The 14,300-nt window shown below is 64.4% G+C and carries 15 protein-coding genes; 4 read left to right on the plus strand and 11 right to left on the minus strand.

The window, feature by feature from the left end; all coding sequences use genetic code 11:
- Positions 1-81: 81 nt before the first annotated feature.
- Together BR00_RS04340 and BR00_RS04345 are read left to right on the plus strand one after the other, a co-directional pair.
- Positions 82-1,803, plus strand: a complete 1,722-nt coding sequence (locus BR00_RS04340; protein WP_496476394.1) for an aldehyde ferredoxin oxidoreductase family protein — start codon at positions 82-84, stop codon at positions 1,801-1,803.
- 101 nt (positions 1,804-1,904) lie between these two features.
- Positions 1,905-2,765 carry a YitT family protein gene (locus tag BR00_RS04345; protein ID WP_496476395.1) on the plus strand — a complete coding sequence of 287 codons (861 nt, stop codon included), beginning with the start codon at positions 1,905-1,907 and terminating at the stop codon, positions 2,763-2,765.
- 4 nt (positions 2,766-2,769) lie between these two features.
- On the opposite strand, the gene BR00_RS04350 is transcribed toward BR00_RS04345, so the two are convergent.
- The 4 genes from BR00_RS04350 to BR00_RS04365 are packed head-to-tail and all read right to left on the minus strand — an operon-like array spanning position 2,770 to position 7,918.
- The gene (locus BR00_RS04350) at positions 2,770-3,972 is read right to left on the minus strand and encodes a trypsin-like serine protease (protein WP_496476396.1); all 1,203 of its coding nucleotides are present in this window, start codon (positions 3,970-3,972) and stop codon (positions 2,770-2,772) included.
- An 18-nt stretch (positions 3,973-3,990) separates the two neighbouring features.
- Positions 3,991-6,168 carry a ribonuclease R family protein gene (locus BR00_RS04355; protein ID WP_496476397.1) on the minus strand — a complete coding sequence of 726 codons (2,178 nt, stop codon included), beginning with the start codon at positions 6,166-6,168 and terminating at the stop codon, positions 3,991-3,993.
- Positions 6,165-7,217: a tetraacyldisaccharide 4'-kinase gene (lpxK, locus tag BR00_RS04360; protein WP_496476398.1), complete on the minus strand. Its 1,053-nt coding sequence runs from the start codon at positions 7,215-7,217 to the stop codon at positions 6,165-6,167. Before lpxK ends, BR00_RS04355 begins: the two co-directional genes overlap by 4 nt.
- The gene (locus tag BR00_RS04365) at positions 7,217-7,918 is read right to left on the minus strand and encodes a Bax inhibitor-1/YccA family protein (RefSeq protein ID WP_496476399.1); all 702 of its coding nucleotides are present in this window, start codon (positions 7,916-7,918) and stop codon (positions 7,217-7,219) included. Before BR00_RS04365 ends, lpxK begins: the two co-directional genes overlap by 1 nt.
- A 293-nt stretch (positions 7,919-8,211) precedes the next feature.
- On the opposite strand from BR00_RS04365, the gene BR00_RS04370 reads away from it, so the two are divergent.
- Entirely contained in the window at positions 8,212-8,586 is a 375-nt protein-coding gene (locus BR00_RS04370) for a type II secretion system protein (protein WP_496476400.1), read from the plus strand.
- A 170-nt stretch (positions 8,587-8,756) separates the two neighbouring features.
- Here BR00_RS04370 and mnmE read toward each other — a convergent pair whose 3' ends face one another.
- The 6 genes from mnmE to rpmH are packed head-to-tail and all read right to left on the minus strand — an operon-like array spanning position 8,757 to position 13,283.
- On the minus strand, positions 8,757-10,142 hold the full coding sequence (mnmE, locus tag BR00_RS04375) for a tRNA uridine-5-carboxymethylaminomethyl(34) synthesis GTPase MnmE (protein WP_496476401.1): 1,386 nt from the start codon (positions 10,140-10,142) through the stop codon (positions 8,757-8,759).
- Positions 10,115-10,930: a Jag family protein gene (locus tag BR00_RS04380; protein ID WP_496476402.1), complete on the minus strand. Its 816-nt coding sequence runs from the start codon at positions 10,928-10,930 to the stop codon at positions 10,115-10,117. The genes mnmE and BR00_RS04380 overlap by 28 nt, the downstream gene beginning before the upstream one ends.
- A 9-nt stretch (positions 10,931-10,939) precedes the next feature.
- Entirely contained in the window at positions 10,940-12,547 is a 1,608-nt protein-coding gene (gene yidC, locus BR00_RS04385) for a membrane protein insertase YidC (protein WP_496476403.1), read from the minus strand.
- Positions 12,548-12,550: 3 nt separating this feature from the next.
- A complete protein-coding gene (gene yidD / locus BR00_RS04390) occupies positions 12,551-12,784 on the minus strand; it encodes a membrane protein insertion efficiency factor YidD (protein WP_496476404.1) in 234 nt (77 codons plus the stop codon).
- Entirely contained in the window at positions 12,733-13,152 is a 420-nt protein-coding gene (gene rnpA, locus BR00_RS04395) for a ribonuclease P protein component (protein ID WP_496476405.1), read from the minus strand. The genes yidD and rnpA overlap by 52 nt, the downstream gene beginning before the upstream one ends.
- Entirely contained in the window at positions 13,149-13,283 is a 135-nt protein-coding gene (gene rpmH / locus BR00_RS04400; protein ID WP_281750826.1) for a 50S ribosomal protein L34, read from the minus strand. Before rpmH ends, rnpA begins: the two co-directional genes overlap by 4 nt.
- 186 nt (positions 13,284-13,469) lie before the next feature.
- Between rpmH and BR00_RS04405 the strand changes: the two genes are divergently transcribed.
- Complete coding sequence (locus BR00_RS04405) at positions 13,470-14,051, plus strand: phosphatase PAP2 family protein (protein ID WP_496476406.1); 582 nt, start codon at positions 13,470-13,472, stop codon at positions 14,049-14,051.
- Here the strand turns inward: BR00_RS04405 and BR00_RS04410 are convergent.
- Positions 14,017-14,298, minus strand: coding sequence for a lipid-A-disaccharide synthase N-terminal domain-containing protein (locus tag BR00_RS04410; RefSeq protein WP_496476407.1), 282 nt, complete (start codon positions 14,296-14,298; stop codon positions 14,017-14,019). The genes BR00_RS04405 and BR00_RS04410 overlap by 35 nt on opposite strands.
- Positions 14,299-14,300: the final 2 nt, after the last annotated feature.

A 14,300-nucleotide genomic window follows, 5' to 3' on the forward strand; every position in this document is an offset into this window, starting at 1 on the left:
CCCAACAGGGTCGGTTCTGCCGGCCCTGTTGGTGTTTTGGAGTGATTATGCTCAAATGGACAGTATAGCCATGGAGGAACTATGAAGATTCTACGCATCAACACCCGTACCCGTACTTACCGCTTCGAGGATCTGGGCGAGTATGCCGGCCTGGGCGGTCGGGCGCTCACCTCGCGTATCGTGAACCGTGAGGTGCCGGCGGATTGCCATCCTTTGTCCGCAGAGAACAAATTGGTCATCGCCGCGGGGCTGCTTGCTCCCACGACGGCCGCCAACTCGGGCCGGGTGTCCGTGGGCGCCAAGTCGCCGCTTACCGGCGGCATCAAGGAGAGCAATTCCGGCGGTCAGTTTGCCAATACCCTGCCCAAGCTGGGGCTGTTGGCCATTGTCCTGGAGGACAAGCCCGAGGCCGGGGCCCCGATGATGGACATCATTATCAGGCCGGACAGCGTGGAGTTCCGCGACAGTGTGGCCGCAGGTATGCGCACGTATGCGGCCCAGGAAAAGCTGCTTGCCGCCTATGGGAAAGACATGGTCACCGCCCTGGTGGGCCCTGCGGGAGAGCAATGCCTGGCTGCGGCCACGGTGCAGTTTTCCGACCCTGAGGGATTGCCCACTCGGTCTGCGGGTCGCGGCGGCATGGGCGCGGTTATGGGCTCCAAGCGGGTCAAGGCGCTGCTTTTGGATGGTACGGCCAACCAGAAGGTGGACTACGCCGATGAAGAAGGGTTCAAGGCGGCGCGTAAGGAATGGGTGGATGTGCTGCGCAACCATCCGGTGACCAGTCAGGGCTTGCCGGGTTTTGGCACGGCGGTGCTGGTGAACGTCATCAATGCAGCCGGGGCCCTGCCCACCAAGAACTTCCGCTCCGGTCATTTCGATGGCGCGGAGAAGATCTCCGGCGAGACCATGGCCGAGACCATCACCAAGCGCGGCGGCAAGACCAAGCATGGCTGCCATTCGGGCTGCGTGATCCAGTGCTCCCAGGTGTACAACGACAAGGACGGCAAGTTCCTCACCACGGGGTTTGAGTATGAGACCATCTGGGGTTTTGGCGCGGACCTCATGGTGGACGATCTCGACGACATTGCCATGATGGACCGTACCTGCGACGAAGTGGGCATGGACACCATCGAGATGGCCAACACCATGGCCATGGCCATGGAAGCGGGCATCATCAACTGGGGGGACGGCAAGGCGGTCATCCGCGAGCTCAACAAGGTGGGTACCGACGACCCCCTGGGCCGCATCTACGGCAATGGCACGGCCTTTACGGCCAAGGCCTTTGGCGTGGACCGGGTGCCGGTGGTGAAGAATCAGGCCCTGCCGGCCTATGACCCGCGGGCGGTCAAGGCTGTTGGCGTCACCTATGCCACGAGCCCTCAGGGCGCAGATCACACCGCCGGATACGGCGTGGCGCAGAACGTCCTGAAGGTGGGCGGCGACGTGGACGGTCACCAGAAGGAAGGCAACGTGGAAATCTCCAAGAACCTCCAGGTGGCGACCGCTGCCATCGACTCCTTGGGCATGTGCCTGTTCGTGGCCTTTGCCGTGCTCGACGACGCCCGCGGCGTGCCCTGCATGGCCAAGATGGTGGAGACCTTCACGGGAAAGACCTTCTCCGTGGACGACCTCATCGCCTTGGGCGCCAATTGCCTCAAGGACGAGCTGGACTTCAACCGTCGGGCGGGTTTCACCCCTGAGGACGATCAGTTGCCGCGTTTCTTCCAGACCGAGACCCTGCCGCCCCATAACGTGGGCTGGGGCTACACCGTGGAAGAGCTTCAGGGCGCCAAGGTCTAACTGGCGCATTCGCCCTTGACCGAGGATACCCCGGGCATGCCCGGGGTATTCTTTTCTCAGGAGTATTGGACTTTCGTGTGCGGTGCTGGTAGGTTGTCATCATGCAAGTACGCCATGTTACATATTCGGTCTGGTGGAATTTGATGCTGCTCACCCTGGGGGCCCTGGGTATTGCATTGGCTGTGCAAGGAGCGGCGGTCCCCCATGGGCTCATTACTGGGGGGATTTCCGGCCTCAGCCTGATTTTCTTTTACCTTTTTCCTGGGGTGACTCCAGGGCAATGGTTGTTCCTGCTCAATATTCCCATTGCCTTGGCAGGATGGTTCTGGGTGAGCCGTCGTTTCATCCTCTACACCATGTATGGCATGCTCGCCACCACGGTGCTTTTGGAAGTGTTCCACCGGCCCTTTCCCATTCAGGACCCCATGCTGGCGGCCATCGCCGGAGGGGCGCTTTTAGGCGTGGGCTCTGGGCTCTGTCTGCGCTCCTTGGGCTCTTCGGGCGGGGTGGATATCATCGCCGTGATCCTGCATCAGCGTTTTGGTCTGCGCATCGGCCAGGTGAGCTTTGCCAGCAATCTCGCCGTATTCACCTTGGGGTGGCTGCTGTTGGGCGACCTGGACCGCATCCTCTACTCTCTGGTCATGGTGTTCGTGAGCGCTCAGTCCGTGGATGCGGTGGTGGGCATGTTCAACCAGCGCAAGCTGGTCATTGTCATTTCCGATCATCATCAGGCTATTGCCCAAGCCATCCTCCAAAACATCCATCGGGGCCTGACATTGCTCGAAGGCGCAGGTGGCTATAGCGGGGCGCCCAAGAAGGTCATTTTGACCGTGGTGAATACCGTGCAGCAAAAGCGCCTGGAAGAGATCATCTTTTCCGTGGATCCCAACGCCTTTGTCATCGTGGAGAACACGTTGAACGTGCTCGGCCGAGGGTTTTCTCAGCGCAAGGTGTATTAGAGGGTCAGGCCCAAAAGTCATCGTCGAGGATGGTGCGCATGGCCGTGAGCTGCACCACTCCGGGACCGAAGCTGCCCCCCTGGGGATTGAATACGTCGAGGTACAAGGTTTCCGAGCCTTCGGGGACCGTATCGCCGATGACTTCCACCGGGATCACGGCGTGGTCCTCGCCCGGGTAGAGCACCAAACGTCCGGACACGGGCAGGTAATCCTCGAAGGCCGTGGCCGAGCCGTCCCGCGTGGCGAAGTCCACGCTCACCCAGCTTTGCGGATCTTGGCGCTCGCCCAAGAACTGGACGAGAAAATATACGAGCGTCGTGCCATGGTCGCCCTCGGCAACGCTTTGGACCACCTCTTCCGGCCGGGTGGGGGCGTCGTGGCAGGTGGCGCGCAGCGTTTGGTCGATCCATTGCTGGTGGGCGGAGACCCGCTGCCAGCCCGCCACCTCCCCAAAGGAGCCGTTGGCCGTATGGTCGATGTCCGGGTGCGCCGAGCTTGTCCAAAGACTTGCCCCGTAGCTGGCAACGCCGGCGATCTTCCCGTCCACGAAGGCCGGCCCGCCGCTGTCTCCTGGGGTGATGATGGCTTCCAAGTCCCCCAGGCCCAGATGCGAGACGCCGAGCAGTCGCCCCAAGGCGTCGCGCAGAGCACTTCCGCTGTCCATGTCCGCGGCGAGCTGCACCCCGGGCTTGGGGGTCCAGGCCACGAGTCCCTTGGCGCTCAACGCGGCCACGTCTGCGTCGAAGCGGTTCAGGCCCCAGAGTTTCTCGGGGCCGCTATTGATTTCCCCTGTCAGCCCGGTGCCGGGATTGCCGTAGCCCACCAGGGTGAAGGTGCGGCCCAGTTCGTCGCCCTCCCGGTAGATGGGGTAGCGCTCGGCCGTCACCGGTGCGGGGCTGGAGAGCTCCAGGATGGCCAGATCGTGGTTTTCGTTGGTGAGATCGAGCAGGGGGTGCACGGCCACGCCGTGGACCTCGATGGATGTGCCGCCCCACAGGGTGTCCACCTCGATGTGGATGGGCCACAGGATCTCGCCGTTTTCTTCCACCACGTGGGCGGCGGTGAGCACGTGGCGGCCGTCTGGCAAAAGGGCGCCGGTGCCCTTGTATCCCCCAGCGTGGACCTCCACGACTCCGTCAAACCCCATGCCGGGGGTGACGGCAAAATTCCACAGGGCATTGGGGTCGGTGACGGCAAGCGATGGCATGGGATCCTCCGGATGGGGCTAGCGCCGGCGGCGCCGGGGTGTTTTCCGTTTGGGGCGCGGGCCTTTGGGCCCTTGGGGTCTTGGGCGTGAAGACGCCGCGCGGGGGCCTTCGTGGGCCAGGGTGAAATTGAGCTCCGCCCGGGCGAGGTTTGCCTCCACCAGGGCCACTTGGAGGCGCTCTCCCAGGCCGATGCGCCGGCCCGAGCGGGTGCCGAGGAGCTCGTGGCGCGTTGCATCGAAGCTCCAAAATTCCGAGAGGGTGGCCAGGCGCACCATGCCGTCCACGGGGATGCCCGCCAGCTCCACCCAAAAGCCGAATTCCGCTACACCCGAGACCACGGCCTCGAAGACCTCTCCTTCGCGGCCCTGCAGGGCCAAGATGGCGGCGCGTTTGGCCATGTCCCGCTCTGCTTCGGTGGCGCGGCGTTCGCACCCGCCCAGGGCCTCGCATTGGCGCGCAAGACTCTCCACGGCAAAGGGGTCGGGTCTATTGTGGATGAGGGCCTTGAGGGCGCGGTGGGTGAGGAGGTCGGCGTAGCGCCGGATAGGAGAGGTGAAGTGGCAATAGGCGGCCGAGGCCAGACCGAAGTGGCCCTCGTTGGTGGGGGCGTAGGCGGCCTGCATGAGGGAGCGCAGAACCAGCCGGTGTACCAGGTCTTCGTGGGGGGTATCGCGCACGGCGGCCAGGAGATTTTGCAGGGCGCGCAGGTCGAGGACGCGTGGGACCTCGGCGATGATGCCGCTTCCCACCAGGTGGGTGAAGAGGGCCTCCAGTTTGGCCGGGTCCGGGGCCGGATGGATGCGGTAGGGAAAGACCCGGTGGTGGTCTTCGAGCATGCGGGCCACGGCCTCGTTGGCGGCGATCATGCACTCTTCCACGATGCGGTGGGCAAAGAGCCGGGGGCGGCTGGCCACAGTGACGGTGCCGTCTTCGGCCTCGCGGATGACCGCTTCGGGGATGTCCAGATCCAGGGTGCCGCGGGAGAGACGCTGGCGCCAGAGCACCTGGGTGAGGCGGGCGGCCGCGGAGATCATGGGGTGGAGTTGGGGCGGCACGGCGTCCTTTTCGCCGTCCACGAAGCGCTGCACCGCCGTGTAGGTGAGCCGGGCCGCGCTTTGGATGACCGCCTCCAGCGGGTGCGCGGCCATGAGCTCGCCGTCGCGGCTGATGGTAAGATCCACGGCCATGGCCAGACGGGGGACCCCTGGCCGCAGGGAACACAGGCCGTTGGAGAGGCGTTCGGGGAGCATGGGCTCCACGGACAAGGGAAAGTAGTAGGAATTGCCGCGCTCTTGCGCCTCGGTGTCCAGGGCGGAGCCGGGGCGCACGTAGTGGGCCACGTCGGCAATGGCCACCACGAGGCGGAAACCGTTTGCAGTTTCTTCCACGAAGATGGCGTCATCGAAATCCCGGGCGCGCTCGTCGTCGATGGTGACCAGGGAAAGCCCGCGCAGGTCGGTGCGTCCCTCCCAGTCGCTGGGGTTTTCCGGCAAGGCCTCGGCCTCGGTGAGGGCCGCTTCGGGCCAGGACTGCGGGATGGCGTGCACGAGCTTCACCATGGCCTCTTGGGTGGAAAGCCGCGCTTCGGCGCCGAGTACGGTGGTGGCGTCAAAGCGCCACAGTCGCGGGCCCAAAGGGGCGGGTTCCTCGCCCAGGACCATGTCGCCGGCAGCGGCGGACACGTGCGCGGTGCGCACATGGGCCACAAAGGGCATGCGCGGGTCCGTGGGCCGGGCGAGCCACAGGCCGAAGGAGAGCTTGCGCTCCAACACCAGGGGAACCTGGGTTTGCCGCCGCTCCATGACCCGGCGCACCCGGCCGCGCAGCTCCCGGCGCTCGGCAAGCAGGATCACCTCCACCAGGTCTCCGGGCCAGGCGTCGCCCAAGTCTTCAGGCATGATGGAGATGGTCCCTTCCTCGGGGTGGCGGACCACGCCGTGGCCGCTGCGGCGGATCTCCAGGACCGCTACAAAGCTCGGCAAGGTTTCGGCAGCCAGGTAGCTTCGGCCTACAGGCACCACCGACCCTTCCTCCGTCAGTTGGGTAAGCAGGGTGCGAAGAAGGTCCTTGCGGGCGGCCGCGGCTTTGCCGGTCAGGCCGGCGGTGAAGAACTCCGCCATATGGCGCCGCCGCACCGGTGTTTTTTGCTCTTTGATCCAGGCAAGAAGCGTCTTTTTCGTCAGTTTCAAGGTCACGTATGCTCCTGCGCACGCCAGCGCTCGGTGATCCATTGGGGAAAGGGCGGGTGTGCGGTAATGGGGGAAAAATCCACGGTAAGGTCCAAGATCCAGAGCCGCTCGTCCGCAAGGGGCGCCAGTTTCACGGCGTCTTTGCCGGTGGCGAGGATGATCTCCGCGTGCAGGCGGGTGGCGGTTTCCTGGATATACTGCCAGTCCGAGGCTGAAAAGGGGTGATGGTCCGGAAAAGTGAGGTGTCCCAAGGGGTGGACGCCCAAGTCCCGCTGCAAAAGGCGCCACACCCGTCCAGGCCGGGCCACGCCGGTGACCAAGAGGGCGCGGGTGTTGTGGAGACGGGTGCGTTTTTCCGTACCGTGCATCTGGCGGGCGGCGGGGATGCGGAACTCCACGCGGTAGATGGGGCGCTGGGTCCCCAGGCGCAGGCGGGAGAGTACGTCGAGCATCTCTTCGTCCACGGCCTCACAGCCCACGAGAAAGGCGTGGGCCCGGGCGAGGGCCGAGGCGTCTTCCCGCCAGGGGCCGGCAGGCAGCACCCGGTTCCAATCCGCATCCAGATCGCTGGGAGCCAGCAGACAAAGGTCGACGTCGCGCTGGACGCGGAGGTGTTGGAACCCGTCATCGAGGATGATGAGGTCGAAGGGGCTTTCCGCCAGGGCCTTGCGTCCGGCCCGTACCCGGTTGGGATCCACCATGATGCGCGCCCAGGGCGCGTGCTGGGCAAGGAGCAGGGGTTCGTCGCCGGCCTCGTCCACCGGGCTGGCAGGAGTGACGGGGTAGGGGAGAAACGGCGGTCGGGAGCGGTACCCGCGGGTGAGCACCAGTGGCGTAAGGCCCTGCTCCTTGGCCCAGGTGAGCAACCAGGCCACCATCGGCGTCTTGCCGGTGCCGCCCAGGCGGATATTGCCCACGCTGATGCAGGGCACCGGCGGCCGCCAGGAACGAAGAAGGCCCCGGCGATACGCCTGGGCCCGGATACGTAGGGCAGCGCCGTACGCCTGGCTTGCAGGATGCGCCAGCGCCAAGAAAGCCTGCTGCCAGCGGGACATCAGTCGCGCGAACCGCCAAAGAAGCGCAGCAGCATGAGGAACAGGTTGATGAAATCCAAGTAGAGCCGCAGAGCGCCGAGGATGGTGCCGCGGCGGACGGCCAGGGCGTCGTCCATGGGTGCGGTCTCGCCCATCTGGCGCAGCATCTGGGTGTCGTAGGCCGTCAGCCCGGTGAACACGAGCACCCCGACCGCGCTGATGACGAAGTCCACCGCGGGGCTGGCCATGAAGATATTCACCACCGAGGCCAGGATGATGCCCACAAGCCCCATGAAGAGAAAGCTCCCCATGCCGGAGAGGTCCCGCTGGGTGGTGGCGCCGTAGATGCTCATGACCCCGAAGGTGCCGGCGGTGACGAGAAAGGCCTTGAACACCGCTGCCCCGGAGTAGGCAAGCAGCACGACGGACAAGGTGGCGCCGTTGAGGGCGCTGTAGAGGAGAAAGAGTCCGGTGGCTGTGCCGGCGCTCATGCGGTGCACTGCGCCGGAAATGGCCAAAACCAGGCCCAATTCGCCGAGCACCAGGCCCCAGAACACCAGGGGCGAGCCAAAGATGATGCCGGCGACGGCCGGACTGGTGACAACACCGTAGGCCACCAAGGCGGTCACGAGCAGGCCTGCGGTCATCCAATGATACACGCCACGCAAAAAGGCGTTGGTGGCGGCCACGCTGGGTGCGGAACTCATGGTACGGTAGGCCATGGAAGGTCTCCTTTTGGAGTAGGGGTTGCGAAAGTCAGTCCCGATGGTGCCCCGTTGTAGAGCATGGACCGGGGAAGTCAAGGGATGGGGGGATGGATGGACCAAAATGGGCACTTGTCTGCCCAAAATGGGCGGATGCCGCCAGGGCGCGAGCCCATTCGCCACCGGGCCGCGCGTCCATGGGCTTCAAAAAACAACGGGTTTTGCTTGTGGCACGATTCTGGATAGGAAAGTGGCCCAAGCGGCGCCCCCTGCGCCCAGATGCACCATTTTTTTCGAGGAGGTATTGACCTATGAAGATTCGTCGAGGCGAAAAGGGTTTTACCCTGGTGGAATTGCTCATCGTCGTGGCCATTATCGGCATCCTGGCGGCCATCGCCATCCCGCAGTTCACCAAGTACAAAAGAAATGCGGCCAAGAGCGCGTGTGAATCGGATCTGCGCAGCTGCATGTCTGAGGTCATGGCGCAATATTCCCAGGATCCTAACTCGTCGACAACCCAGAATTGTTCGAATTTGACGGGGAATTATTTTGCGGATAATAATATTGATTTCACGGTGAATGGGTCGACGGGTGCAATTACCGTAGCTGGTAGTAGCGCCAACTGGTCTGGCATCACTGTAAACTACAACATTACCGACAATCAGGCCAATTGTACGTTGCCGTAAACAAAGTCTCTTTGCGAACCTGATGCCGGGCTCTGCCCGGCTTTTTTTTGTGCCTGCCTATGGCCGCTGAGCTCGGACGGCTTGGAGGTGCGTGCTGTTGGGAAGCCCAGGGGCTTTGCATCCGCGGCTGCGGCAGCTCGTGGTCCCTGGCAGCTGTACCTGTATCTGCACTATTTGCCGATGCAGAAGCGCGCAAACACCGCGTCCAGCAGCTCGTCCGTGGTGACTACTCCGGTGATGGCCGCCAGGTGGGCTGCGGCGGCGTCCAGGTGCACGGCAAGGAGGTCCGCGGGCAGGGCGTTTGCGGCGGCGCAGAGTTCGGTGAGTTCGTTCCTCGCGGCGTGCAGCAGTTGGGCCTGGCGTTCGTTGGGGGTGAGCCCCGTGCCTTCCGGGGCCTCGGCTTCCAGGATTTGGCCAAGGGCCGCTTCCAGGGTATCCAGACCTGCTCCGGTGTGGGCGGAGACCATGACCTGCGGGGCGCTGTTCCAGGGGGGACCCTGGACCCAGGCTGGAACTTGGGAGACCAGGTCCATTTTGGTCACCACCACGAGCTTTGGCTTGTCCAGGGTCATGAGGCACAGGTCTTCGGCGTCCGGGGTGGAGGTGGCGTCCAGCACCACGAGCACGACGTCCGCGGCGCGCAGCATGTCTTGGGTGCGGCGGATGCCTTCGTGCTCGATGGGGTCCTGGGTTTGGGCCCGCAGGCCTGCGGTGTCGGTGAGGCGCACGGGAAAGCCGGCCACGAGGAGGGGTTCTTCCAAGACGTCCCGGGTGGTTCCGGGCAGGGCGCTGACAATGGCCCGCTCCCGGCCGAGGAGGGCGTTCATGAGGCTCGATTTGCCGGCGTTGACCCGTCCGGCGAGCACCACCAGGGCGCCGTTTCGGGCCAGGGCCCCGCGCCGCGCCCCGGCCAAAAGCCGGTCGATGGGGGCGAGGACGGCCTGGACGCGCTGGCGAATCTGCTCCGGCTCCAGTTCCGGCAGGTCTTCTTCGGGAAAGTCCACCGCCACCAAGAGCTCGGCCCGCAGGGCAAGGACCGCGTCCCGCAGGGCGCCCACCGCCTGGGAGAGATGCCCGTGGAGGCGGTCTTCCGCCTGGGCGAGGGCCAGGGGCGAGGTGGCGGCGATGGTCTCCTGGATGGCCTCGGCCTGGGCGAGATCCAGCTTGCCATGGAGAAAGGCCCGCCGAGAGAATTCGCCCGGGCCTGCGGGCTCGGCCCCCAGGGCCAGACAGGCGCCAAGGATGTGGCGCAGCACCAAGGGCCCGCCGTGGGCGTGGATTTCGAGCACGTCCTCACCGGTAAAGGAATGGGGAGCCCGAAAGAGCACCACCAAGGCCTGGTCGAGCACGGCGTGGGTGCGTGGGTCGCGGATGTGCCCGAGGTGGAGCCGGGCCGTTTCGAAGTCGGTGAAGGTGCGGCTTTGGGGCTCGAACAGGGCGCGGCCGATGGCGTGCGCCTGGGGTCCGGAGAGGCGGACGATGCCGATGGCCCCCGGACCCGGCGCGGTGGCGATGGCCGCCACGGTGCCTAGGGGGTGCGGCGTCGGTTGGGACATACCAGCACGCGTTTCAGGGGGCCGCTGCCTTTGCTCACGGTGCGCACTTCGGTGTCGTCACGCAGGGCGAGATGCACCATGCGGCGGTGGAAGGAGGACAGCGGACCGGTGCTCTGGATGCGGCCGGAACGCTTGGCCCGCGCCGCCAGGTTCTGGGCCAGGGAGCGCAGGCGCTGGATCTGCCGCGCTCGGAAGTCCCCGGCGTCGAGCTGCACCCGCGGGGCGTCGCGCCATGCCTTGGTGAGCATGCGGTTGAGGATGTATTGCAGGGCCAGGATGGTCTGGCCTTCGCGGCCGATGATGAGGCCGTTGTGCGCTTCGTCGTCGATGCGCGCGATGATGCCGTCGTCGTCCTGACGCACGGTGATGGCAGGCGCCGTGCCGCAGATGGGGGTGAGCAGCGGCGCAAGGAGTCGCGTTACCTCGGCGGTGAGCCGCTCCATCTCTTCGGGGGAGTGCGCACGGCCTTGGGGAGCGGTTTCGTCGCCTTCGTCGTCTTCGCTTTCGTCTGCGGGCGCTTCTTCCAAGGCGTCTTCACTGTCTTCAGGGTGTTTGGGATCCTGAAGAGACGGCGTGGCTTCTTCGTCTGCGTGGAGGGATTCGAGCACCGCGGGCGGCCGCCGCCGGGCGAGGACGACGGCCTTTTTGGCCCCCAGGCCGAAGATGCCTGAGGACCCCATGCTGACGATGTCGATTTCCAGGTCTTCCCGCTCCACCCCCAAGGCCTGGCAGGCCAGGAGGATGGCCTCATCCACGTTTTTGCCTCGAAACTCGCGAAAGGGGTGCATGGCGGCTCCTTAGTTGGCGGGCTTGGCGGAACGGGTGAGCAGCCATTGCTGGAAGATGGAGAGCACGTTGTTCACCAGCCAGTAGACCACGAGCCCCGAGGGGAAGCTCAAGAAGAGGAAGGTGAAGATCACGGGCATGGCCATCATGATCTTGGCCTGGGTGGGGTCCGCGGCCGAAGGCGTCATGCGCTGCTGGAGGAACATGGTGGCGCCCATGACCAACGGCGTGATGTAGAGCGGGTCTTTGGCCGAGAGATCCGCCAGCCATACGATGTCGGTCCCCGGCAGATGGGGGATGAAGGGCGCGTGCCGCAATTCGATGGCGCCCAAAAGCGCTTGATACAGCGCAAAGAATACCGGGATCTGGAGCAGCATGGGCAGGCATCCGCCTGCGGGGTTGACCTTGTAGGTCTTGTAGAGCTGCATGATCTCGGCATTCATCTTTTCGCGGTCGTCGGCGTACTTTTCCCGGATCTTGGCCATGAGGGGCTGGATGCGGCGCATCTGCTCCATGGACTTGTAGCTCTTGTGCGACAGCGGCCAGAAGAGGATCTTGATGATCACCGTGAGGATGATGATGGCCACCCCGTAGTTGCCGCCGGTGTGGGCCGCGAGAAAGACCAGGAAGCGCTTGAGGGGCTTGGCGATGACGTCGAAGAATCCGTAGTGGATGGCCTGGGCAAGCCCTCCGGGCATGGCGGCCAGATCCGCCTCGGTCTTGGGGCCGAGGTAGTAGGTGAGGGTGCGCACCTGACTCACCCCGGGGTCCACGATCAGGGTGTCGGTCACGGCCACGCGGTACACCCCGTCTTCCAGCTTCGCCCGCAGGAACATGTCGCCGCTGGTGGGCACCATTGCCATGAGAAAGTAGTTGCTGTCGATGCTTCCCCAGCGCACGGGCTGCTCCGAGGCGATGCCGGTTTGCAGGTCTTTGGCGTCGCCTTCTTGCTCCAAGGCGTTCGTCCAATAGGCGATCTTGGTGTGGTTATAGCGGTCGTCCGGAGCGCTGAGCCCCGCGCTGGCGAGCGTGGCGGAAAGCTGCCCCTTGACCTGGGCCTTGCCCTGATTGGTGACGCGAATCTCCTCTTGGATGGCGTAGGAGTCGCCCTGGAAGCGCAGGATGCGCACGACCTCGAGGTCCCCTCGACGCGTGGAGAGCTGGATGCTGCCCGATTGGGCGGCGTTCAGGGTGAGATCACCTCCCTGCACCTGCCACGCGCCGGTCCACGTGGGGGCCAAGTCCCAGAGGATGCCGAGGGGCGCTTTGGCCAGGGAGGCCTGGGAAACGAGGTCGATGTCCGGTGCGTCGGGCGCGATGGTGGTGGTGTAGTGCTTGAGGGTAAAGCTTTCCAGAATACCGCCTGCGGTGTTGATCACCGCCCGGTAGCGAGGGGTATCCACGGTGAGGCGTTTGCCCGCAGCAGTGAATGCCGGAATCGGGGCGTCTGGGGCGGGCGCCTGCGGCGCCGGTGTTTTCGCAGCGGTTTGAGGCGCCTGTGCGGCGGTTTGGTTTTCGGCGACGATCGGCGTCTGCGGTGCGGGAGGAAAAAGGATGTTCCAACCCACCAGAACGGCCAGAGATAGGGCAATAGCCAGAATGACGCGAGGGGTGTCCATGATTTACACTCTCTTTTGGGGTGATGGCACCGGATCGACTCCTCCGGCGCACAAGGGATGGCATCGCAAGAGCCGCCGGACGGCAAGCAGGCTGCCGCGCCCAAGGCCGTGGATTTCCAGGGCTTCTTTGGCGTATTGGGAGCATGAGGGGATAAAGCGGCAGCACGGGGCGTACCAGGGAGAGATCAGGCGTTGGTACGCGGTGAGGATACGAGCGGCTGCGCGGCCGAGGTGCATACGGATGCGTCCTGTTGATTTGCAAAACGGCGGATACGGGGCAGTACGGGAAGGAGCTCCTGGCGCACTTCCGTCAGATCCACCTGGCGTAGTGACGCGCCACGCCGGGCGATGACCACGATATCGAGTCCTCGCGGGATGACGTCGGTGTGGATGCGGAAAAACTCCCGCAGCACGCGTTTGGCGCGGTTACGCTCGACAGCGCCGCCATGCTTTCGGCTGATGGAAAGCCCCAAACGCCAGGGGCCAGTGTCACCCCGTACCACCACGACCAGTACCCATTGCGACGTGACGAAGCGGCGGCCATGGGCGTAGCACCGGCGAAAGTCCGGCCGCCGCTTGAGGCGGAAACGGGCCGGAAGACTCAAACCGCCAAACGTTTACGGCCTTTGGCCCGGCGGCGGTTGATGACAGCGCGTCCATTTTTGGTGCGCATGCGCACGAGAAAGCCATGCGTCCGTTTCCGGCGGGTAGTGCTGGGCTGGTATGTTCTTTTCATCGCAGTTCTCCTTTGGAAAAAAGTAAACGGGAAAATTAGCCGCAAAATACGGATGCGTCAAGAAAGGCGTGCGCCAGCGGATTGGGGCGCGCCTTCGGTGTGTTGGGGGCGCCGTATGCTTCTGGTCAGGCGGCCGGTTTTTTTTTAGGCTGATGCCTTGAGAGCCATTTCTCGAAGGAGTTTTGCATGTTCGTTTCCGCCTCCTGGGACCAGTCCCTTTTTTGGACCATCAATGGCGCACGTTTCGTGCTGCTGGATTGGCTCATGCCTCTTGTCTCCAGCCATGTGGTGCTCTTGGGTTTGGCGGTGGCTGCGGTGGTGTGGACGCTTCGGCGAAGCGGTCTGCGTCAGGCCGGGGTTGTGGCGCTCACCTTGGCCGTTGCCGTGGGCGTGAGTGATGTGACCGCCGGGGTGCTGAAAAAGATCGCCCATCGCCCCCGGCCGCTCGCCGTGGAGCACGGGGTTTGGGCCCACGGCGACGAAGGGTGGCAGCGTTGGGAAAATCCACCGGGAGCGGGCAAGTCGTCGTTCCCTTCCGCCCACGCGGCCAACGCCGCTGCCGCAGCCGTGGTGTTGCTTGCGGTGGCCGGCTGGCGGCGGCGCGTGCTATGGCTACCTGGGGTTGTGGGCTATTCGCGCATCTACCTTGGCAAGCACTATCCGACGGACGTGCTGGCGGGGTTTGCCGTGGGCCTGGCCGTGGGCCTGGTGATTTCGGTCCTCGTGCAGTCTTTTAGGTCGCGTGGAGCCGCTTCTCCCGGCGGATGAGAACGAGATTGCGGATATAGATGATGAACCCCGTGGACTGGCCGACGATGAAGACGATGTCGCGGCGAAGCACGGCGTAGATCAAGAGAAAAAGGCTGCCCAAGAGGGAAAGATACCAGAATTCCAGCGGGATGATGCTTTTTTTCTGGCGTTCGGACGCCAGCCATTGCCAGAAAAAACGCAGAAAAAAGCACGCCTGCCCGGTGAAGCCGATGGCCAAAAGCCACCATTCGGTGGAAAAGTTCATAG

It is taken from the genome of Thermodesulfomicrobium thermophilum DSM 16697 (genome assembly GCF_059568695.1).

Coding starts and splice junctions, on each gene's coding strand:
- BR00_RS04410 (WP_496476407.1), bottom strand. CDS start 14,298: ATGAACTTTTCCACCGAATGGTGGCTTTTGGCCATCGGCTTCACCGGG.
- lpxK (WP_496476398.1), bottom strand. CDS start 7,217: ATGTCCCGCTGGCAGCAGGCTTTCTTGGCGCTGGCGCATCCTGCAAGC.
- mnmE (WP_496476401.1), bottom strand. CDS start 10,142: ATGTCCCAACCGACGCCGCACCCCCTAGGCACCGTGGCGGCCATCGCC.
- BR00_RS04370 (WP_496476400.1), top strand. CDS start 8,212: ATGAAGATTCGTCGAGGCGAAAAGGGTTTTACCCTGGTGGAATTGCTC.
- BR00_RS04405 (WP_496476406.1), top strand. CDS start 13,470: ATGTTCGTTTCCGCCTCCTGGGACCAGTCCCTTTTTTGGACCATCAAT.
- yidD (WP_496476404.1), bottom strand. CDS start 12,784: ATGCACCTCGGCCGCGCAGCCGCTCGTATCCTCACCGCGTACCAACGC.
- BR00_RS04380 (WP_496476402.1), bottom strand. CDS start 10,930: ATGCACCCCTTTCGCGAGTTTCGAGGCAAAAACGTGGATGAGGCCATC.
- rpmH (WP_281750826.1), bottom strand. CDS start 13,283: ATGAAAAGAACATACCAGCCCAGCACTACCCGCCGGAAACGGACGCAT.
- BR00_RS04365 (WP_496476399.1), bottom strand. CDS start 7,918: ATGGCCTACCGTACCATGAGTTCCGCACCCAGCGTGGCCGCCACCAAC.
- BR00_RS04350 (WP_496476396.1), bottom strand. CDS start 3,972: ATGCCATCGCTTGCCGTCACCGACCCCAATGCCCTGTGGAATTTTGCC.
- yidC (WP_496476403.1), bottom strand. CDS start 12,547: ATGGACACCCCTCGCGTCATTCTGGCTATTGCCCTATCTCTGGCCGTT.
- BR00_RS04340 (WP_496476394.1), top strand. CDS start 82: ATGAAGATTCTACGCATCAACACCCGTACCCGTACTTACCGCTTCGAG.
- BR00_RS04345 (WP_496476395.1), top strand. CDS start 1,905: ATGCAAGTACGCCATGTTACATATTCGGTCTGGTGGAATTTGATGCTG.